General features: G+C 57.2%; 21 protein-coding genes. 9 read left to right on the top strand and 12 right to left on the bottom strand.

The window, feature by feature from the left end; genetic code table 11:
* The first annotated feature begins 8 nt into the window (after positions 1-8).
* Entirely contained in the window at positions 9-1115 is a 1107-nt protein-coding gene (locus NXF97_RS04450) for a DUF72 domain-containing protein (RefSeq protein ID WP_274956592.1), read from the top strand.
* Here NXF97_RS04450 and NXF97_RS04445 read toward each other — a convergent pair.
* From NXF97_RS04445 to fnr, 10 genes are all read right to left on the bottom strand, one after another.
* Positions 1112-1693, bottom strand: coding sequence for a nitroreductase family protein (locus tag NXF97_RS04445; protein ID WP_274956591.1), 582 nt, complete (start codon positions 1691-1693; stop codon positions 1112-1114). The two genes, NXF97_RS04450 and NXF97_RS04445, sit on opposite strands and share 4 nt — an antisense overlap.
* Positions 1694-1698: 5 nt before the next feature.
* Positions 1699-2508 (bottom strand): glutamate racemase, encoded by an 810-nt coding sequence (murI, locus tag NXF97_RS04440; protein WP_274956590.1) that lies wholly within the window; start codon positions 2506-2508, stop codon positions 1699-1701.
* Positions 2508-3515: an L-threonylcarbamoyladenylate synthase gene (locus NXF97_RS04435; RefSeq protein WP_274956589.1), complete on the bottom strand. Its 1008-nt coding sequence runs from the start codon at positions 3513-3515 to the stop codon at positions 2508-2510. Before NXF97_RS04435 ends, murI begins: the two co-directional genes overlap by 1 nt.
* A 12-nt stretch (positions 3516-3527) precedes the next feature.
* Entirely contained in the window at positions 3528-4703 is a 1176-nt protein-coding gene (locus NXF97_RS04430) for a 5-(carboxyamino)imidazole ribonucleotide synthase (protein ID WP_274956588.1), read from the bottom strand.
* A 51-nt stretch (positions 4704-4754) separates the two neighbouring features.
* Positions 4755-6053, bottom strand: coding sequence for an RNA-guided endonuclease IscB (gene iscB / locus NXF97_RS04425; RefSeq protein ID WP_274956587.1), 1299 nt, complete (start codon positions 6051-6053; stop codon positions 4755-4757).
* A 226-nt stretch (positions 6054-6279) separates the two neighbouring features.
* Positions 6280-6783: a 5-(carboxyamino)imidazole ribonucleotide mutase gene (purE, locus tag NXF97_RS04420; protein ID WP_274956586.1), complete on the bottom strand. Its 504-nt coding sequence runs from the start codon at positions 6781-6783 to the stop codon at positions 6280-6282.
* Between the two features lie 114 nt (positions 6784-6897).
* A complete protein-coding gene (locus NXF97_RS04415) occupies positions 6898-7788 on the bottom strand; it encodes a phosphoribosylaminoimidazolesuccinocarboxamide synthase (protein ID WP_022373202.1) in 891 nt (296 codons plus the stop codon).
* 69 nt (positions 7789-7857) lie between these two features.
* On the bottom strand, positions 7858-8250 hold the full coding sequence (locus tag NXF97_RS04410) for a diacylglycerol kinase (protein ID WP_274956585.1): 393 nt from the start codon (positions 8248-8250) through the stop codon (positions 7858-7860).
* 78 nt (positions 8251-8328) lie between these two features.
* Positions 8329-9393 carry a class II fructose-bisphosphate aldolase gene (gene fba / locus NXF97_RS04405; protein ID WP_274956584.1) on the bottom strand — a complete coding sequence of 355 codons (1065 nt, stop codon included), beginning with the start codon at positions 9391-9393 and terminating at the stop codon, positions 8329-8331.
* A gap of 227 nt (positions 9394-9620) precedes the next feature.
* The gene (fnr, locus tag NXF97_RS04400; RefSeq protein ID WP_274956583.1) at positions 9621-10442 is read right to left on the bottom strand and encodes a fumarate/nitrate reduction transcriptional regulator Fnr; all 822 of its coding nucleotides are present in this window, start codon (positions 10440-10442) and stop codon (positions 9621-9623) included.
* A 316-nt stretch (positions 10443-10758) separates the two neighbouring features.
* Here fnr and hemN point away from each other — a divergent pair, with 316 nt between their 5' ends.
* The 8 genes from hemN (at position 10759) to NXF97_RS04360 (ending at position 18775) form a co-directional block, all read left to right on the top strand.
* Positions 10759-12159, top strand: coding sequence for an oxygen-independent coproporphyrinogen III oxidase (gene hemN / locus NXF97_RS04395; protein WP_274956582.1), 1401 nt, complete (start codon positions 10759-10761; stop codon positions 12157-12159).
* Positions 12160-12310: 151 nt separating this feature from the next.
* Positions 12311-13876 carry an exodeoxyribonuclease I gene (gene sbcB, locus NXF97_RS04390; RefSeq protein WP_274956581.1) on the top strand — a complete coding sequence of 522 codons (1566 nt, stop codon included), beginning with the start codon at positions 12311-12313 and terminating at the stop codon, positions 13874-13876.
* A gap of 11 nt (positions 13877-13887) precedes the next feature.
* Positions 13888-14796, top strand: coding sequence for an NAD(P)-dependent oxidoreductase (locus NXF97_RS04385; RefSeq protein ID WP_274956580.1), 909 nt, complete (start codon positions 13888-13890; stop codon positions 14794-14796).
* 237 nt (positions 14797-15033) lie between these two features.
* The gene (locus tag NXF97_RS04380; protein WP_274956579.1) at positions 15034-15276 is read left to right on the top strand and encodes a FeoA family protein; all 243 of its coding nucleotides are present in this window, start codon (positions 15034-15036) and stop codon (positions 15274-15276) included.
* Between the two features lie 9 nt (positions 15277-15285).
* Positions 15286-15513: a FeoA family protein gene (locus NXF97_RS04375; RefSeq protein WP_022373194.1), complete on the top strand. Its 228-nt coding sequence runs from the start codon at positions 15286-15288 to the stop codon at positions 15511-15513.
* Between the two features lie 46 nt (positions 15514-15559).
* Complete coding sequence (feoB, locus tag NXF97_RS04370; RefSeq protein WP_274956578.1) at positions 15560-17923, top strand: Fe(2+) transporter permease subunit FeoB; 2364 nt, start codon at positions 15560-15562, stop codon at positions 17921-17923.
* Positions 17924-18033: 110 nt separating this feature from the next.
* Complete coding sequence (locus tag NXF97_RS04365) at positions 18034-18276, top strand: FeoC-like transcriptional regulator (RefSeq protein ID WP_022373191.1); 243 nt, start codon at positions 18034-18036, stop codon at positions 18274-18276.
* Between the two features lie 70 nt (positions 18277-18346).
* Positions 18347-18775: a YbaK/EbsC family protein gene (locus NXF97_RS04360; protein ID WP_274956577.1), complete on the top strand. Its 429-nt coding sequence runs from the start codon at positions 18347-18349 to the stop codon at positions 18773-18775.
* 50 nt (positions 18776-18825) lie between these two features.
* Here NXF97_RS04360 and NXF97_RS04355 read toward each other — a convergent pair whose 3' ends face one another.
* The gene (locus NXF97_RS04355; protein WP_274956576.1) at positions 18826-19893 is read right to left on the bottom strand and encodes an RNA-guided endonuclease InsQ/TnpB family protein; all 1068 of its coding nucleotides are present in this window, start codon (positions 19891-19893) and stop codon (positions 18826-18828) included.
* A 109-nt stretch (positions 19894-20002) separates the two neighbouring features.
* Positions 20003-20416, bottom strand: coding sequence for an IS200/IS605 family transposase (gene tnpA, locus NXF97_RS04350; RefSeq protein WP_074009392.1), 414 nt, complete (start codon positions 20414-20416; stop codon positions 20003-20005).
* Between the last annotated feature and the right edge of the window lie 2 nt (positions 20417-20418).

Genomic DNA, 20418 nt, shown 5'->3' with positions numbered 1-20418 from the left:
TTTTTTATATGCGCGACACCCGAACAGAAGCACTCTTTGATGATGAACCGCCGGTGAACGCTCCGATCGCGCCGATGGCCCCCGAACGGGACCTGAGGCTTTTGGGCGAGCGGCTTCCTGCCGGCATTTATCTCGGAAGTTCAAGCTGGAACTTTCCGGGCTGGCGGGGTGTTGTCTGGTCGCAGATGAGTTCGGTGAAGGGACTCGCGGAAAAGGGGCTGACCGCCTACAGCGCCTATCCCGTTTTCCGTACCGCAGGGATTGACCGCTCCTACTATAAGCCGCTCGCCGAGGAGACCTACCGGCATTTCGCTGAGCAGGTGCCGGATAATTTTCGGTTTCTTGTGAAGGCCCCTCAGTCTGTTACCGACAGCCTTGTGCGCGACGTCAGAGGCCGTGGGGCCGGCGTCAACACACATTACCTTGATGTGAATGAAACCCTTGAAACCTTTATCGACCCGGTTGTTAAGGGACTCGGACGAAAGCTCGGAGTGCTTGTCTTTGAACTTGCGGCGCTTCCCCGTGAGCGGATTCTGAACCTGAGAAATGCGCATGCCGCGATTGATGAAATCGTTTCGTTCTTTGCAAGGCTTCCCCGGGAAACGGAAGGCATGCCCTTGAGTTACGGCGTGGAAATGCGCACGGCGCAGCTTCTGACGCGCCGCTATATCCGTCTGTTGCGGCCGACGCACGCCAGGCCCGTTGTCGGCATTCACCCGTCACTGCCTCCGGTGATGCGGCAGATCAACGCATTGAGATACCTTGATGACCCGGAGAATAATTCCGGCAACTGGCGGCTTAAAGGCGATACGGTTGTCCGTTGGTCGGTGGCGCAGGGCGGCACCTATGCGGAACTTAAGCGCGAGTGGGCGCCCTTTGACCGGATTCAGAGTCCCGATATCGTGACGCGGGAAGCCGTGGCCGGGCTCATGCAGCGCGCGCACGCAAGCGGCGTAAGGGGCTTTACGGTCGCCAACAACAAGGCCGAAGGCTGTGCGCCGCTGACGATGCGGGCCGTGGCCGAAAGTATCTGTGCGATGGAAAAAACGGCGCGGGACGCAGCGATTGAAGCCGCATCCGTGCGCCGTCTCACAGGACAAGGCCCCAAAAATTAAGAAGCCGCCGGAGTCCACACCGTAAAGGGAGCTTCTCGGGTTTCCGCGTCCTGGGGTTTGGCTTCAGGGGCGGGTGTGCCGCAGATCACCCAGGCAATGAGTTTTTCGCCGGGCTTGCGGCAGAAAAAGGCCTGCACGCCGTCGTCAGCGAGAACCGAACCCGAAAGCACGATGCCGCCGAAACCGAGCGCACTTAAGGCGAGCATGAACTGATCAAGAGCGGCGCCTGCGGTGAGAAACTGCTCATCAAGTGAAATGCCGCATTCGGTAGCAGGGGAAAACACAAAACCCACGAGCGAGGGACCTTTGAGAGCCTTGGAGCGGGAGCGTGCCTGTTTGTCCGCGTCAGCTCCCTGACGTTTGGCGGCTGCTTCGAAAACATCGGCAAGACGTCCGCGGTCTTCGCTTTCCACCCGCACAAAACGGTAGGGAACGAGCGAGCCGTGATCGGGTGCACGCATCGCCGCCTGTGCGGCACGCGCAAACTGCGCGTCCGTCGGCGAGGGTTCAGTAAGAAGCTTGGGTTTGAGGCTGCGCCTTGAGGCAATGAATTCAAAAACAGCGGTATTTTCGGACATGATTTTTAAACAGTAAGTTCTGTGACGGTTTCACTTGCCGCCTGCGGCCACAGTTTATTGAGAACGCCGGCCACGGAATTCACACCATTGATAAAAAATATGTCGCTTCCGGCCTCACCGGTATCGGCATTTTTAAGGAGTTCCCGTTCGGTAAGTCTCGTACGGGCGACGGCCGCAACCGCCGGACCGGGCTCAATGATTTTCACGGCCTCACCGACAATAGTCCGGATAGCAGCGGTTAAAAACGGGTAGTGCGTGCAGCCCAAAACGAGGATGTCGGCATTCGCCTCGGTGATCGGGGTGAGGTATTTGGTGAGAAGCGCTCTCGTGCGCGGCGTGTCAAATTCACCTTTTTCCACGCATTCCATAAGGCCCGGCGCAGGCGTACTGATGACGCGGGCGCCCGCGGAAAAACGCGACAGAAGCCGCGAATAGCGTTCACTGCGGATGGTGCCCGCAGTCGCAAGCACGCCCACCACATGCGTGCGGCTCATTTTCACCGCCGGTTTCACCGCCGGTTCAATGCCCACGACCGGTACGGGAGACCATTCTCTTAAATGATCGGCTGCGGCGGCCGTGGCGGTGTTGCAGGCAAGAACCAACATCTTGACGTGATGCACGTCAAGAAACCAGTGTGCAATCGTGTCGCACCGGTTTCTCACCCACTGACCGGTTTTATCGCCCCAGGGGGCGTTGCCGCTGTCGGCGCAGTAGATGAAGTTTTCGGCCGGGAGTTCCTGGCGCAGGGCTCTCAGCACCGAAAGGCCTCCGAGCCCGGAATCAAGAACCCCGACCGGACACTGCGCGGAAAGCATTAAGCGTCCTTGGCGGCTGCGGCGCGCCCGAGCCGGTCGTTGACGGCGGCCCATTCAGGCGTCTGCGGAGGCTGTTCAATCAAAAGTCTGGCGGCGCCGGATTTGTCGAGCCTGTGAAGGTTCTCGTACAGACTGTGCTGCCAGTCGGCTTCTTTACGGCTCATCACGAGTTCGAGCACAATGCGGTTGCCGAAGGCCTTTTTGCAGGCATCAAGAACGTCTGCGGTTGCCATGACGGCGACCTTATCGTTGCCTGCGGCAAGTGCCGCAATGTCCTTTGCGCTGAAAAGTGTGACGGGCGTGCCGGGCGCATAGTGGCTCTTTAGGCGCCCCGAGGCCCGCGGTGCATCACTTCCGGCATCAGGTACCGGGCGGCCGAGGACGGCTTCGAGCATGGCGCGCGTCACTGCACCGTGCCGCAGAATTTCAGGGCGCTCGCCCGAGAGATTGATGATCGTGGACTCAACGCCCACTTCGCAGCGCCCGCCGTCCAGAATCATGTCAAGCGATCCCTCGGGTTTGACGCCGAGGTCTTCGGCAACGTGTGCGGCGCAGGTCGGGGAGATTTTCCCGAAGGTGTTTGCGCTCGGCGCCGTCAGGCCCTTGAAGGTTGACCCCGCAAAGCGCTTTAAAAGCGCTTGAATCCAGGGGTGAGAGGGACAGCGCAGGGCGACACTCGCCTGCCCGCCCGTGACAAAACCGCCGCAGCGCTCACTCTTGGGAAGAACCATCGTAAGGGGCCCGGGCCAAAAGGCCTTGGCAAGTAGCCTGGCTTCCTCGGGGACGACGCACGCCCAGGCAGAAAGGGCTTCAGGGCCCGCTATATGCACAATGAGCGGATGGTTGGTGGGGCGGCCTTTGACGGCAAAGGTTTTAAGCACTGCGTCACGGTTATCGGCGTCAGCGGCAAGCCCGTAAACCGTTTCCGTCGGAATCGCAACGAGGCCGCCCTCGGAAAGAATCCGGGCGGCACGTTCGACGGCGGCTGTATCAATCGGGGGATACATGGATTTTGTCCGTCAGATGGGGGTGGGCAGGCCCAGAATCGCGGCTACACGCTTGGCACAGACAAGAGCCTCATCAAGCGTTTTTCCGACGCACGTGACGTGTCCCATCTTGCGGGCGTGACGGGCGTCTTTTTTACCGTAAAGATGCAGTTTGGCGCCGGGCACGGCAAGCACGCTCTTCCAGTCGGGTTCGCGCTTTTTATCGTCGGCATCAAACCAGACGTCGCCGAGAATATTGAGCATGACAGCGGGTTGCACAAGATCGGTGGGACCTAAGGGCATCCCGGTCATCGCGCGCACCTGTTCCTCAAACTGGCTGGTCACACACGCTTCAATCGTGGCGTGGCCGGAATTGTGCGGACGCGGCGCCATTTCGTTGGCAACAAGCGTGTCGTCGGCGAGCACAAAAAATTCAATGCAGAGGACACCGCGGTATTCCAGGGCGTGTGCGATTTTTTCAGCATACGCACGGGCCTTGTCGGCAACGGCCTGCGGCACGCGTGCCGGCACGACGGTTTCGGCCAAAATGCCGTTTTTATGATGGTTTTCAAAAACGGGGAAGGTGACCGCGGAGCCGTCAAGACCGCGGGCCACAATAACGGAAACCTCGGTCTTTAAAGGCAGACGCTTTTCCAGAATGCAGAATTTGCCGCCCATTTCGGCAAACGCGTGTTTGACGTCGTCACGGTTAAAGACCGTGCGCTGGCCCTTGCCGTCGTAACCCAGACGGGTGGTTTTAAGAATCCCCGGAAAAAGCGATTCATCAAGGAGATCGGCGTCTTCTGCGGAGAGAACCGGGGCGTGCGGTGCCACGGGGACACCGGCCACCATCTCAAGAAACGTCTTTTCATCCAGCCGGTCCTGGGCAACCGAGACGGCCTGCGCCGAAGGCGCGGTCACGCAGCCGTCGGGACCGTCGGCCAGGGCCGAAAGAGCTTCGGCCGGCACGTTTTCAAATTCGGTTGTCACCGCAGCCGTTGTGCGGCGCATGGCGTCCAAAGCCCCCGGATCGGTGTAGGGCGCGTCAATATGGCAGGCGCACACTTCACTTGCCGGGCAACTGCCCTTTTCGAGCACTTCGACTTCGTAGCCCAGCGTTGCTGCGGCCTGCGCAAACATGCGGCCCAACTGACCGCCGCCCATAAGCCCGAGCGTCGCACCGGGATTGAGAGGAAAAGAAGCTTTCATAATAATTCGGCGCGGAAACCTCTTCCTTTAGGAAGGGGAGGAAGCGCCGACCTACTTTCTAAGTTGAGTCAAAAATGTGGTTCGCTTTTCGAGAAGCGTCAGTTTTTTAGAGCTGATGCCAGCGGAAAGCCGAGTCCCATCAAGCGTTCTGACGTCGAAGGAACCCGTTGAACGGCGACCGAAAATAATCCCGATTCGTCCCGTGCATTTCACCTTGTCGAAGAGGCGGAAGCCCTTGACAAGGAACGGCGCTTGGTGGAGCTTTCGCACTCCACCCTTGAGAATCGAACACTTGTGAATCTGTCGGTTGTGCTTACGCGTCTGGCGCTGGTAGAGGAAGTCTCCTCGTCGCAGCGCATTCAGATTTCCGGCAATGCAGAAGGCGTCGGCGCAATGCGTCTTGGGCAGGCCAAGGGCAATGCGCTTGTGCTTCGTCAGATACCCGTAGGTGTTCTCGACAGACAGTTCAGGATGCGCCTTGCGGACGCGATCAAGCAGCGTCCGGCGCATGATGCCCATGAAGGCTTCAGCCCTGAACGATGTACCGCGTCGTGTCTTCAACTTGATCTTCCCGGCGTGATATGCCTTGTGGCATGTCTCGCAGAGCGTGATCAGGTTGTTTGGCGCGTCACCGCCCGTCTTGCGGCTCTCAAGATGATGCACGTTGAGGATCGGATCCTTGGATCGACCTCGACAGTGTTGGCAAACATGACCGTCTCGGAAAAGAACGTACTCGCGCACGTTCCAGAATCCAAGTTGATCGCCCTGCTGATAGTCCGTTCCTTCGACTTCGGGATTCTTGATCTTCTGAATGTCAAAGGATGCTGTTTCAATCACGATTTTGGTGATTGGAAGCACTCGGCAAACCGCTTCAATGCGCGAGATGTGCGCCTGAATGCGATTCTCCACGGAAGGCGCAAGCCAGCCCTTGTGCTTGGATCGAACGCGATTGTTGAAGCGCGGTACGCGGTAGCGTGTCTTGCGATTGCGCCTTGAACGTCGGAAAGCCAGACGGTCGGCCAGGAGTCCCGTGATGTCCTGTCGAAGCTCGACTTCGGACGCAAAGACCTCCTCCTTTTCCGTCGTGGCGGAAATGCCTACGTGCTTGGCGCCTGCATCGACGCCAAGCGTCACGTCCTGCTTCGTCTCGCCCGTAGCGATGGTCAGCTTGATCGTGAACGGCGTCCGTCGCGCTACGACGGCCTTGCCTGCCTTCAGCATGTGTCTCGCCTTTGCAGGCGAACACGGCATTAGCGGCTTGCCGCGCATGTTCAAAACAAATACTTTCAAAGTATCTCCTTTGCGGATACCCGCAGGATCCACTTGCTCGGCCAGAAGGCCGGTTAACATCCTTCGTCAATGTTGGAAGGGGTTTCCAACCAGCAGCACCGCTCCTACCTCTTAGAGCTTTTAACCACTGGCCGCAGAGCGTGGAACTAGGATGAACATCCCACGGTGCCTGTACATTCCCAACCAACGTAGCTCGCCTCCCCAAGGAGGTTTGCTGAGACTAGTCAATAAAGGCTCTTTCAAGCCTCTGCCTTCAGGCAGGGGTTATTGACGAGTTGATCTTTTTTTAAAGAGACGGCAGTTCCATGGCGCGGGCCTTGGCATTTTGTTCCTTGCGGAAGTCCTGCAGCTTGGCGTAAAGCGCCTTATCGGTAACGGCGAGAATGGTGACGGCGTAAAGCGCCGCGTTGGCGGCACCGGCTTCTCCGATGGCGAAGGTGGCAACCGGAACGCCCTTGGGCATCTGTACGATCGAGTAGAGGCTGTCTTCGCCGCGGAGGTACTTTGACGGCACGGGAACCCCCAAAACCGGCACCACGCATTTGGCGGCGAGCATACCGGGCAGGTGTGCGGCGCCGCCCGCACCCGCGATGATGCAGGCAAGACCCCGGTCACGCGCGGTGGCGGCGTACTCAAACATCTCATCGGGCATACGGTGCGCGCTTACCACACGGGCTTCGTAGGGCACGCCGAAGGCCTTGAGAATTTCGGCGGCTTTCTGCATCACGGGCCAGTCGGAATTTGAACCCATCACAATGCCGACAACGGGCTTCTGATCGCACTGAGTCATAGTTTTTTCTCTTAATAAAGCAAAGGCGCGCCGCGGCTCATTCTGACAAACGGATGAGACCGGACGGCGCGCGCTGCCGGGAGTCGCTCCCGGCATATCTCGGGCGGCAGAGACTTACTGCACGTCTTTACCTGTGAGTTTAACAAGTGCCTCACGGTACTTCATCGAGGTTTTCTCGATGATGTCCTCGGGCGGCACCGGAGCGGGCGGCACCTTGTTCCAGCCCGTGGATTCGAGCCAGTCACGCAGAAACTGCTTGTCGTAGCTCGGGGGCGAAATGCCGAGGGTGTACTGGTCAGCCGGCCAGAAGCGCGAGCTGTCGGGCGTGAGCATTTCATCCATGATGCAGACGTTGCCGTTTTCATCAAGGCCGAACTCAAACTTCGTGTCGGCGATGATGATGCCGCGGGTGGCCGCGTATTCGGCGGCACGGGTGTACAGGTCGAGCGTGTAGTCGCGGATTTTCTGCGCAACGTCGCTGCCGTACATTTCCACGACCTTTTCAAAGGAAATGTTTTCGTCGTGGGTGCCGATTTCGGCTTTGGCTGCGGGCGTAAAGATCGGTTCCGGAAGCTTCTGGGCCATTTTGAGCCCCTCGGGGAGCTTAATGCCGCAGACACTGCCCGTGGCCTGGTAGTCCTTCCAGCCGCCGCCGATGATGTAGCCGCGGGCAACGCACTCAATCAGAATCGGGGTGAGGCGCTTGACAACCATGGCGCGGCCCGTGACCTGGTCGACTTCGTCGGGCGCAACAACCGTTGCGGGATCAATGCCCGTTAACTGATTGGGCATGCCCTGCGTGAGCTTGTCGAACCAGAACTGGGTGATCTGCGTGAGAACCTTACCCTTATTGGGAATCGGAACGCTCAGAATGCTGTCAAACGCACTGATGCGGTCGCTCGCGATCATCAGAAGCTTGTCCTGACCGACGGCGTAGCACTCACGGACCTTGCCGCGGTAAACGAGCGGCAGGCTCTTGAGATTTGTCTGCATTAAACCGGACATTGGATTGTCTCTCCCCGTAACAGAGAATTATTGATGCTTGGAATTCTAAACGCACTGCCACTAGGCATTTCAACCAAAAATAATTGTAAAAAGTACAACAAGCCACACAATCAGCACAAAGATCAGTGCAAAAAGTACGGCGGCGCTGCCGCAGTCTTTGGCAAAACCGGAAAGGGGATGAAGTTCCGGACCGATTCTGTCGACGACGGCTTCAATACCGGAATTGAGTAATTCCGTCACCAAAAGGAAGATCAGCGAAAAGATGCACCAGAGTTTCAGAGACCAAGCCGCCGGCAGAAAGAAGGCAACCGGAATCAGAATGACGGCAAGGATGAACTCCTGCCGGAAGGCTTCTTCCTTACCGAAAGTCGTACGGATGCCCTGCCAGGAGTAGCGCGTGGCGTTGATGAGCCGGCGGATGCCGGTTTTGCCTTTGAGGTCGGCTGCGGTTTTTTCAGTCATAACACGAAAAAAATCAAAAAAGCCTGCCGCGGCGCTCGGTGCTCTCGGCAGGCTTTGTCTGTGTCTTGTGCTGCTTTCTTAACGGACGTTTTGAGCGAGCGTGCCGTCAGCGTAGCGCGAGGCCATCACGGAAAGGGGCGTGGCGTGAATCTTGCTGCCCTGACCTTCACAGCCGAAGGCGATGTAGCGGCTCTTACAGAGTTCGTAGGCAGCCTGGCGGGCCTTCTTGAGGTAGGCGCGCGGATCAAAGCCGTCGGGATTTTCAACGAGATAGCGGCGGATTGCAGCGGTCATCGCAAGACGGATATCCGTGTCGATGTTCACCTTACGCACACCGTGCTTGATCGCTTCCTGAATTTCCTCGACCGGCACGCCGTAGGTTTCGCGCATCTGTCCGCCGAACTCGCGGATTTCAGCGAGGTACTCCTGCGGCACGGAGCTCGAACCGTGCATCACGAGGTGAGTGTTCGGCAGGCGCGCGTGAATTTCCTTGACGCGGTCAATGGAAAGAATGTCGCCGGAGGGTTTGCGGGTGAACTTGTAGGCGCCGTGGCTCGTGCCGATTGCGATCGCAAGGGCATCAAGTTGCGTTTCGCGGACAAATTCGGCGGCCTGATCCGGGTCGGTGAGAAGCTGATCGCGCGTCATCGTGGCGTCGGTGCCGTGGCCGTCTTCCTTGTCGCCCTTCATGGTTTCCAGGGAGCCGAGGCAGCCGAGTTCGCCTTCAACGGAAACGCCGATGCAGTGGGCGTTTTCCACCACACGCTTGGTGACGGCGAGGTTGTAGTCATAGGGGGCGATCGTTTTGCCGTCGCTCATCAGTGACCCGTCCATCATGACCGAGGTAAAGCCCATGCGCATGGCGATCTGGCAGACCGCCGGGCTCTGACCGTGGTCCTGGTGCATACAGACCGGCACATCGGGCCAGGTTTCGACCGCGGCTTCGATCATGTTTTTGAGGAAGGCTTCACCGGCGTACTTACGGGCGCCCGCAGAAGCCTGCATGATGACCGGGGCGTCGACTTCTGCGGCGGCGGTCATGATGGCCTGAACCTGCTCAATGTTGTTGACGTTGAAGGCCGGTACGCCGTAACCGTTTTCGGCTGCATGATCCAGCAGCTCACGCATGCTCACAAGTGCCATTTGCGCAATGCTCCAATAGTGGTGAAGGAGAATGCTCCCTGAAACCTCCGCTGCTTGAGATTTATGCGCGGAAGCGGGCGCTGCGCAACACGCGGAAGACAACGCGCAGACGCCCCTCTTCAGAGACTCTCCGAAAAAAATGATGCCGCTATTTTAGCGGCACAGGGCCCGGCTGCGCGGCAACTTTTGCACGCTGCAACAGTCGGGCGGAAAAAGGCGGGGCGGGCTTATTCCGAAGGTGCCACCAAGTCATCAATGCCGCGTGCGGTCTTGTGAATCTTCATGTCGTTTTTGACTTGGGCACTGTGGTTGTCAAAGAACGTCTGGCCGCTTACGATCGCGCGCAGTCCGTCAAAGTCGAGAATCTGCACGTGCTTTTGGTTGACGATGATGAGGTTGTCGTGCGAAAAGCGTGAGAGCACGCGGCTCACGGTCTCAAGTTTCAGCCCCAGGTAAGAGCCGATTTCGGCGCGCGTCATGCGGAGCACAAATTCGCTGCGGGAGTAGCCGCGCTGTTCAAAGCGCTGGGAAAGATTGAGAATGAAGGCGGCAAGCCGCTCTTCGGCGTGCATGGAACCCAAAAGCAGCATCACGCCGTTCTGACGCACGATTTCGCGCGCCAAAAGCCTTTGAAAGTGCGAGCTCCAAGTGGGCATTTCTTCGGAAAGTTCTTCAAGCCGCGCAAAGGGCAGAATGCAGACTTCCGTGTCTTCCAGGGCGATGAGGTCACTGGAGTAGACCATGCTTGCCAGGCCGTCAAGGCCCACGATGTCGCCCGACATATGAAAGCTTGTGACCTGCTCACGACCGTCACTGGACATCACCGCGCTTTTAAGAAAGCCCAGGCGGATTGCGTAAAGCGCTTCAAACTTGTCGCCTGCACGGTAAAGCGCATCGCCGCGCTTGACGCGGCGTCGGGTGCTCACAATTTCTTCGAGCTGCTCGATTTCCTTGAGGTTCAACCCGACGGGCAGGCACAGTTCGCGCAGATTGCAGTTGGAACAGGCGACTCTGAGCGTGGCCATGTTGATGTTGGGGTTGTTGAGCATCTTTTTTCAGTGAGTCCGCTGGTTATCGGGCCGGCCGCAGATGAATTGCATCACAGTGACGCAAAAAACGGCGCCGGGTAATAAAAAAATAATCTGTTGCGCCTAGACTTAGCGACATTCCCGTCGGGAGAATGTCTGCATACAATGCGCAGTTCCGGATTGTTGCGGTCCGGAAGTGCCCGCAGAAAGCGCTTTTGCCTTACACCACAGAAAGTACCAATACTATTAACAGTGTTGACGTCTGTCAATGAAGGCATGAATAGCGCGCTGTCTTCGGCGAACTTTTGTTTTTGGTCATACTTTTTGAGGTGCCCCGATGTCTGACCCTGTAATGCGCGGTGTGGAACTGCCTGATTCCGAACTGCTGAAGAAATTTGATGTGCCGGCGCCGCGCTACACATCGTATCCGACCGCTGACCGTTTCAACGACGGGTTCACCGCAAAAGACTATGAAGCCGAACTCGCGGGCCGCAAGGACGCGAAAAAGCCCGCGGGCCTTTCGCTCTACGCCCATATTCCCTTCTGCCACGACGTCTGCTTCTACTGCGGCTGCAACAAGATCGTGACGCGCGACCACAGCCGCGCTAAGGACTATCTTGAGGTGCTTCTCAAGGAAGCTGATCTTGTGAAGGGCTTTATCACGGGTTCAACGGAACTTGAGCAGCTCCATTGGGGCGGCGGCACGCCGACCTTTCTCGATAACGACGAGATCGAGTACCTGATGAGCGAAATCGCCAAGCGCTTTCCTTTCGCAAAGGACGGCGAGTTTTCGATCGAAGTGGATCCGAGAACGTGCCCGGCCGATAAGGTACAGGCGTTAAAGCGTGCGGGCTTTAACCGCATGAGTCTCGGTGTTCAGGACTTTAATCCGGACGTGCAGAAGGCGGTTAACCGCATCCAGCCCTTTGAGATGACGCGCGATCTGATGCAGGAGGCCCGCGCCAACGGCTTTCACTCGATCAACATGGATCTTATCTACGGGTTGCCCAAGCAGACCCGGGAGACCTTTAAAAAGACGATTGATCAGGTGATTGATCTCTCGCCCGACCGTATCGCGCTTTACCACTATGCGCACCTGCCCAATCACTTTAAGGCGCAGCGCCGGATTCTGCCCGCGGACTTGCCCTCCACGGTGGAAAAGGTCAACATCATGTTTGATGCGATCCGTCGCCTGACCGCCAACGGCTACCGCTACATCGGGATGGATCACTTCGCCAAGGAAACTGATGAGCTTTCCATTGCCCAGATTAACGGCACCATTCAGCGTAACTTCCAGGGCTATTCCACTCGAGCCGAATGCGATATGGTCGCTTTGGGCGCAAGCTCCATTTCCTTTGTGGGCGGCGGCTACGCCTGCAATCCCCGCGACGTGGAGCCGTACGCTGAGGCAATCCGCGCCGGACGTCTTGCGACCTGCCGCGGCTTTAGGCTCTCGGAAGAAGACAAGCTGCGCCGTGCGGTCATCATGACGGTGATGTGCCGTTTTGAAATCGACAAGCGCGCGATTGAGGCTGAATTCGGCATCAACTTCGATGAAACCTTCGCGTATGAATTAAAGAAGCTGCAGGCCTACGCCAAGCACGAACTCGTGGTTCTTACGCCGGAAAAGATCATCGTGAGCCCCAAGGGCAAGATCTTCGTGCGCGCCGTTGCGATGCAGTTTGACCGCTATCTGCGTGAATCCGACCGCGCGGGCGGCTACTCCAAGATCGCTTAAGCGGGCACACTGCCCAGCATTAGAAAACCTGCAGGCCGGGCGCCCGTCACAAGCGCCTACTGCAGGTTTTTTGTTTCCGCCGCGGCAAGCCAAACGCCGGGCGGCGTGCTAGAGTCAAAAGATCAAGCCTTTAATTTAGAAAGTTCAACCTATGCCGGACCTCCCTGAAACAGAAAAAGCCGTCGGGCCCACGATTTACTGGCATGACTATGAAACCTTCGGCCTGGACAGAAAACTCGACAGGCCGGCACAGTTTGCCGGTATCCGTACCGACATGAACTTTAACCGTCTGGGTGAGCCCGACATCTGGTACTGCAAACCTTCGCAGGACTATCTGCCGGAGCCCACGGCATGCCTGGTGACCGGAATCACGCCGCAGCTCACCGAAGCGAAGGGGTGCTGCGAACACGACTTTGCGGAAAAAATCCGGGCTGCGATGATCGAGCCCGAGACACTCTCCGTGGGCTACAACTCCATGCGCTTTGACGATGAGGTGACCCGAAACCTCTTCTGGCGCAACCTTTACGATGCCTATGAGCGGGAGTGGGCGAACGGCTGCTCGCGCTGGGATCTCTTTCCCTTTGTTCTTGCGGTGTGGGCCCTCAGGCCCGAAGGTATTGAATGGCCTCTGACGGGGGGCGTTGATCCGGCCCGCGCAGACCTCGTGACCTTCCGGCTTGAAAAACTCACTCAGGCCAACGGCATCTCCCACACCCACGCACACGACGCCGCAAGCGACGTTGAAGCAACGATTGATCTTGCAAAGTTAATTGCCGGCAAGCAGCCCAAGCTCTGGCAGTGGGCTCTTGCCAACCGCAGCAAGAAATCGGTTGTGGCGGCTCTGGAAAGCGGAAAACCCTGTGTGTGGGTGGATCCGAGAGCGGGGCAGAAGCGCGGCTACATCCGTGTGGTGCTGCCGATTACGATTGCGCCCGTCAACAAAAACGAATACCTCGTCTGGGACTGCCGCGAGGATCCGCGGGTTTTGGTTGGTATGCCCCCGGAAGAAATCCGCCGCCGCGCCTTCGGTACGCGCGAGGAACTTAACGGCGAAGAGCGCCTCTCGCTTGCCTCCCTCAAGGTCAATCAGTCGCCTTTTGTTTGTAATGACCTGCGGGTTCTGACGGATGCTGTCTGTGCGCGTTTCGGTATTGATAAAGCGCGCTGCCTGGAAAACATGCAGCATCTTGCGGAAATTCAGAAGGAACTTGTGAGCCCAGTCTATTCAAGCCGGATGCCGGAAGAAAAGCCCGAAGAGGCGGCGCAGCCCGATCTGGATGCCGCGCTTTACGGCGGACTTATACCCGCCAATGACCGCACGCTCATGATCCGGGCCCAGAGCTATTCGCCCGCTGATCTCACGCAGGCCGTGGCTGAAGGCAGGCTTTCGTTTGAAGATCCGCGCCTTACGGAAATGCTCTGGCGCATGCGGCTTCGCAACTGGCCTGAGACACTCACCCCGGAAGAAAAGAAAGCGCGCCGCGCGTTTTGTGCCCAAAGACTTTCCGGTGAAATTCCGGGGGTGCGCGGCTTTGAAGACTACTTTAACGAAATCGACCGTCAGGCCGAGATTAACGATACGCTCGTTGCGGAAGGCACGATCGATGAAGCCAAGTACGAGGCGCGTCAGGCGGTTTTAGATGCGCTTTACGCCTGGGGTGAAGCCTTGGGTGAGTACTGTGAAGCCGGCGATGAGACCGAAGACACACCTCAGTGAGGACGCAGATCATGTTTGAAAAGAAAGCAGCTTATCCGGTGACCGAACCCAGACGTGTTGCCTTTATCGGTCTGGGTGTTATGGGTTATCCGATGGCAGGTCACCTTCTCGCAGCCGGTCACAGCGTGACCGTTTATAACCGGACCACGGCCAAGGCTGACAAGTGGGTGAAGGAATTCGGGGGCAGCCGTGCCCTCACGCCCAAGGAGGCAGCCTCCGGTGCTGACGTTGTTTTTGCCTGTGTCGGAAACGACGATGATTTAAGAAGTGTGATTCTCGGCGAAAACGGGGCGCTTGCTGGAATGAAGGCGGGCGCCGTTTTCGTGGACAACACGACGGATTCGGCCGGTGTTGCCCGCGAGACGGCTACGCTTTTCAAGTCAAACGGCCGGCACTTTATCGATGCGCCCGTCTCCGGAGGTCAGGCCGGTGCCGAAAAAGGGATTCTCACCGTGATGTGCGGGGCCGACACGTCGGATTTTGAGCGCGTTAAGGACGTGATTGCCGCCTACGCCTGCGCCGTCACGCGTATCGGGGAGGCAGGCAGCGGGCAGCTTGCAAAGATGTGCAATCAGATCTGTATCGCAGGGCTTGTTCAGGCGCTTTCCGAAGCCATCCGGTTCGGCGAAAACGCGGGGCTTGACATGAAGACGGTGCTCAAGGTCATTGAAAAGGGAGCGGCAGGCTCCTGGCAGATGTCTGCGCGCGGCACAACCATGCTTGAAGACCGCTTTGATTTCGGTTTTGCTGTTGACTGGATGAGAAAAGATCTGGGTATTGCGCTTGCCGAAGCCCGCCGCAACGGTTCAAGCCTTCCGGTTACGGCCTTGGTTGACAGTTTCTATGGAGATGTCCAGGCGCTGGGCGGCAACCGTTTTGACACGTCTTCACTCATTAAGCGCCTGCCGAAGAAAAAATAACCTTGTAATTTGCAGGCTATTAGCTGCAAACAACCAATAGCTGCTGAAAAAACGCCTCAGACCCCGGCACAGCCCGTGCTTACTGGTCCGGGGCGTTTTTTTATGGTTTTCGGAAAGTATGAACAGTTGTAAAAATTTGCAAATGAGAATAACTCTCATTAGTATCCCGTTTTGTGAAGGTCGGCCCGTATTGAAGGCTGGCTTCAAGTAGTTGTTTTATGGAAGGCAGTAAACAAAATGTCAGTCAGTGGTGTGTCGCAGCTCAAAAAATTATCTGAACTGCCGCAGGGAGTTGAAGCAGTGGTCGTGAAGATGAAGCTTGAGCAGGGGGAGGCTGACCGTCTCTCTGACCTCGGCATGCGCCACGGGAGCACTGTCCGCGTCTTGTGCGGCGGCGAAAATCAGACCATTTTGGTCGCTGTCGGTGACGGCCGTATCGGCGTTAACTACGCCACGGCAGAAAAGATTTACGTTCACTAAGGAAGAATCATGTTGCTGAAAGATCTCAAGCCCGGTGACAAGGGCCGTATCGTCAGTTACAGCAAGGACGCGGTGGAATACCGCCGTCGTCTGCTGATGCTCGGCGCCACGCCCGGTACCTCTTTTGAGGTTGTGCGTATCGCCCCCCTGGGCGATCCGATTGAAATTCGGGTAAGAGGCAGCTTCATCAGCGTCCGTAAGGACGAGGCCGCCATCATGGAGGTTGCCCTCTCATAAAGAGGGTTTTCCGGCAAAGAACATTCCAACTGAGGAATCACACAACATGTCCAGGCAGACAATCTGCGTTGTCGGTAACCCGAACTGCGGCAAGACAACGCTTTTTAACGCCCTCACCGGTGCGCATCAGGAAGTCGGCAACTGGCCGGGCGTCACCGTTGAAAAGAAGGTCGGCCACTACAGCTACAACGGCGAAGACATCGAAATCGTCGACCTTCCCGGCATTTATTCCATTACGCCTGCGAGCACAGCCGGTGAAGACGAACGCGTCGCGCGCGATTACATTCTCACGAATGAATCGTCCTGCGTCGTGAACATCGTTGACGCATCCAACCTCGAGCGTAACCTCTACCTCACCTCGCAGTTAATCGAAATGCGTGTTCCGATGATTGTCGTTGTGAACATGCTCGATATTGCCGAAGCCCACCACCTTAAGATCAATCTGGAAGCGCTTCAGGAGTTTCTGAAGTGCCCGGTGATCGGTATGGTCGCCGCCCGCAATAAGGGCGTGGAGGAACTCAAGGGCGCCATCAGCGACTTCCTGAAGAAGCCCTTCGTGCCGCCGATGACCGTGAAGTTTGACGAAAAGATCACCCACTGCGCTCACGCCGTTGAAGATCAGCTTGCCAAGCTCGGTGTTGAACGCCCCAACTGGTTTGCCGTGCAGCTCATGGAAAACGCCCCCGGGATTGCCGATAAGCTCCCTGCGGGCGCTGTGGATGCCGTCAAGCCCATCGTCGAACCCCTGAACAAGGAATTTGACGGTGACCTTGATATCGCCATTGCCGATGCCCGTTACCAGTTTGTGGCCGGCATCGCTGAAAAGGCGATTAAGCGCGAAGGCGAAGTTTCCGCAACCGTCACCGATAAGATCGACCACGTGGTTCTGAACCGCTGGCTCGGTCTGCCGATCTTCCTGCTCGTGATGTACGTGATGTTCCTCTTCACGCAGAATTTCGGCGCTGCCTTCATTGACTTCTTCGATATCTTCGTGGGCGGCGTGGCCGTTGACGGGTTCGGTCAGCTGCTTGAAAGCATCGGCTGCCCCGAATGGCTCAAGGTGATCCTCGCTGATGGTATCGGCGGCGGTATTCAGACCGTCTCCACCTTCATCCCGGTGATCTTCTTCCTGTATTTCTTCCTGGCCATCCTCGAAGACTCCGGCTACATGGCCCGTGCGGCCTTCGTGATGGACCGCCTGATGCGCGCTCTGGGTCTGCCCGGCAAGGCCTTCGTGCCCCTCATTGTCGGTTTCGGCTGCAACGTTCCCGCCATTATGGCAACGCGCACCATTGACCGTCCGGCTGACCGTATCACCACGATCATGATGGCTCCGTTTATGAGCTGCGGCGCCCGTCTGCCGGTGTACGTTCTGTTTGCAACAGCCTTCTTCCCCACCAACGGCCAGAACCTCGTGTTCGCTCTTTACCTCATCGGTATTGTGGCTGCCGTCTTTACGGGCTTTATCCTCAAAAAGTTCGTTCTCACGGGTGAAACTTCTGCCTTTGTGATGGAAATTCCGCCGTACCATATGCCGACCTTCAAGGGCGTCATGATCCGTACGTGGGACCGCCTCAAGGGCTTTGTGATGCGTGCCGGTAAGGTGATCGTTGTGATCGTTGCCTGCCTGCAGTTCTTAAACAGCTGGGGTGTCGACGGTTCCTTCGGTAACGCCGATAGCGATAAGTCCGTTCTCTCCAAGATCGGTCAGACGATTGTTCCTGTCTTCCAGCCGATGGGCGTTCAGGAAGAAAACTGGCCGGCTGCCGTGGGTATCTTCACCGGTATTCTCGCGAAGGAAGCCGTCGTCGGTACGATGAACTCCCTCTATGAAACGATGGCGGCTGAAGCCAACAAGAAGGCGGCTGCCGCCGACGGTGCTGCTCCGGCTGAAGAAGCTGAAGAAGACGCGGGCTGGAGCCTTGTCGACATCACTAAGGAAGCCGTGGGCGTGGTGGGTGAAAACCTCGCAGGTCTGGGCGGCGCACTGCTCGATCCGCTCGGTATCGAAGTCGGTGACTTAAGCGATACGGCAGCTGCGGCTGAAGAGCAGGAAGTCTCGGTTGACTCCGTGAGCATCATGCATCAGCTCTTCGGTACCGGTTTTGCCGCCTTCTGCTACCTCCTGATGGTTCTGCTTTACATGCCCTGCGGCGCGGCGGTGGCTGCGGTCTTCCGTGAAGCCGGCGCGGTCTGGACGGTGTTTCTCGCCTGCTGGACCACGATCATGGGTTTTTCGACTTCCACGATCGTCTACCGTCTGGGGACCTTCAGTCAGGATCCGATGTACGCCATTCTCTCCATCGTGATCGCTGCGGTGCTTCTCGTCGGTATGGTCTTCTGGATGAGAAGTTATGTAAAGCGCGCCCGTCTGAATGCCCCCAAGGTGATTCCGATCGCTGCGCAGTAATACGTCAGACATTGCTTAAATCAAGCGTCTGAGTGAGAACATACCCGGCTGTGCAATCAATACACTGCCGGGTATGTTCGTTTTGATACCCGACAAAGGACAAAACGGATATGGTTTCTACGGCTGAACTCAAGGCTTTTATTAAGGAACAGGGAACAATCGGTGAAGAGCAGATTGCGCGGCGTTTTCTGACAACGGCTCCCGTTATCGCCATGATGTGCGAGCGGCTTGCCGCCAAGGGTGACGTGCGCCTGATCGCTACGGGCGAACACTGCTGCGGCAAGGATCAGTGCACGGGCTGCACCGACGTGATGCCTGCGCAGCGCGCCTGGCGCTGGATCCGTAAGGACTGATGCGTCTTTTTCCGGTTGTCTGCCCGCCCTGGTCCGAAACCTCGGCGGGATTTTTTTTCAGGAAGACAGAGTGGCATTTGAAGAAGTAAAAGCGTTTATGACGGCGCGCGGCTTTGCTGACCGCCTGCGGATTTTGGACGGCTCAAGCGCAACGGTGGAGCTGGCGGCACAAACCCTGGGCTGCGCGCCTGAGCGCATTGCCAAGACGGTTTCTCTGCGGCTTAAGACCGGTCCGATAGTGATTGTTACCGCCGGCGACGCCAAGATTGACAACCGTACCTACAAGCACCGTTTCGGTGAGAAGGCGCATCTCATTGCCTTTGATGAGGTGGAGGCACTCACCGGGCACGCGCCGGGCGGCGTCTGCCCCTTTGCCTTAAAGCCGGGCGTTCGGGTGTTTTTGGATGAGTCACTGAAGCGTTTTGACTCGGTGTGGCCTGCGGCCGGAGCCGACCATACGGCGGTCTTTCTTAAACTTAGTAAACAATCCCCCGTCTGAAGACGGGGGCTTTATTGTAACCGCATCACACGGCCCAACATAAGGCTGGTTTACATCAGCCCCTGTGCTGACAGCTGTCGGCACAGACCCTGCAGGTTGCGGCTCGCATTCAAGTCGCTGTGCGCAAGGTGACCACATTGGCTGCAGCGGAATCCGTGCTTATGGCGTTTGCCCGGTGCCCCGCACTGTGAGCATGTCTGGCTTGTATAGCGCGGATCCAGGAAAACACACCGGATTCCAGCGGCTGCCGCTTTGTAAACAATCATCTCCTGCAACTCACGGAAAGACCAGCGGTGCAGTCGGCTTCTGATGCGTTTCCCGGCCTTGATGTGATCCCGGATATGCGTCAGGTCTTCCAGGGCGATTAACTTGATACCCCGCTTTGCGGCTTCCTGCACAATCTCTTTGCTTACAACGTTATTGACATGCGTCACATGGCGTCTTTCTCGGCCTGAGGCTTTTTTCAGGTGCTGTCTGGCACTCTGAGAGCCGTTGCGCTGAAGACGCTTTCTCTGACTCATATATCGGTCTCTTTTATCCTTTAATACTCCTGCTTTCCAAATACGACCCGTGCTGACGGCCGCAATATTGTTCTCGCCGACATCAATACCCATGATCTCGTCGGCTTTCAGATTCTTTAAATTCTCTTCGCCCGAACAACCTTGGGACTCCACTGCGATGTGAAGCTCCCAAAACGCTTCTTTCCGGCCTCTCCGGGGATGCAGAACAAGGTTGCACTCCTTACGCTTTCCAGAAGCCAGCAACTCTTTTTGAAAAGGGCCGGGGCACAGACGTGCCCGAATCCGACCGCTGATGGTTGAAATTGAAACAGTGCCGTCAGGGAAAAATGTCAGCGTGTTCTTGTCGACGTGAACCGAGGGGTGCCTGAACACCAGCGTCTTGAGCTTCTTGTCCTCACTTTTGAGCTGTGCCGGATGCTTGGCAAGCTCCGTCTTGTAGGCTGCCGACACCGAGCGGATGACGTTACAGGCATACTGGCTGCCGAGATCAGGAAATTTTGCCTTGATTTTGTCATAAACTGCGTGATGCAGCGTGAAACGCTGCCAGAGCCTCTTCGTGCGGTCCGCCGCTACTGTCGGAACTACAAAGTTACACACCTGCGCATAGAGTCTCTGCGTCGCTGCGAGCTTTTCGTGTGCTGCCGGATCGAGTAGTTCCAGCCGAACGCAGGCTGTGCGGACACACTTGCCACTCCCCTCAACGCGTCTAACGCCGTCCGCGGATGTGTTCAGTCCTTTCGATGTAGCTTTTGATCGTTTCTGCACTGACACTGCCAGCTGTTCCGACGTAGTAAGAAGGCGACCAAAGATGGCCTGCCCAAAGTTCATTTTTGAGTTCCGGATGCCGCATCAGCAGCATCCTTGCACTGGCACCCTTCAATACTCTCACCGCGTCGGCAATGCTGACGGACGGCGGAAAACTGACAAACAGGTGCAGGTGATCCGGCTGAATTTCCAAAGAAAGTATCTCATACTTTCTTTCAGCGCATATGCTTTCAAGCAACTCACGCAGAGACTGCGCAACACCACCCCTGAGAACGGATTTCCTGTACTGGGGGCACCATACCATATGGTAAGCTGTCTGATAGACGCAGTTTCTGCTGTAAACGATGTTTAGCATAG

Source organism: Duodenibacillus massiliensis (genome assembly GCF_928721995.1).
GTDB classification, from domain to species: Bacteria; Pseudomonadota; Gammaproteobacteria; order Burkholderiales; family Burkholderiaceae_F; genus Duodenibacillus; species Duodenibacillus massiliensis.
This window is presented reverse-complemented; position numbering and strand designations above follow the sequence as displayed.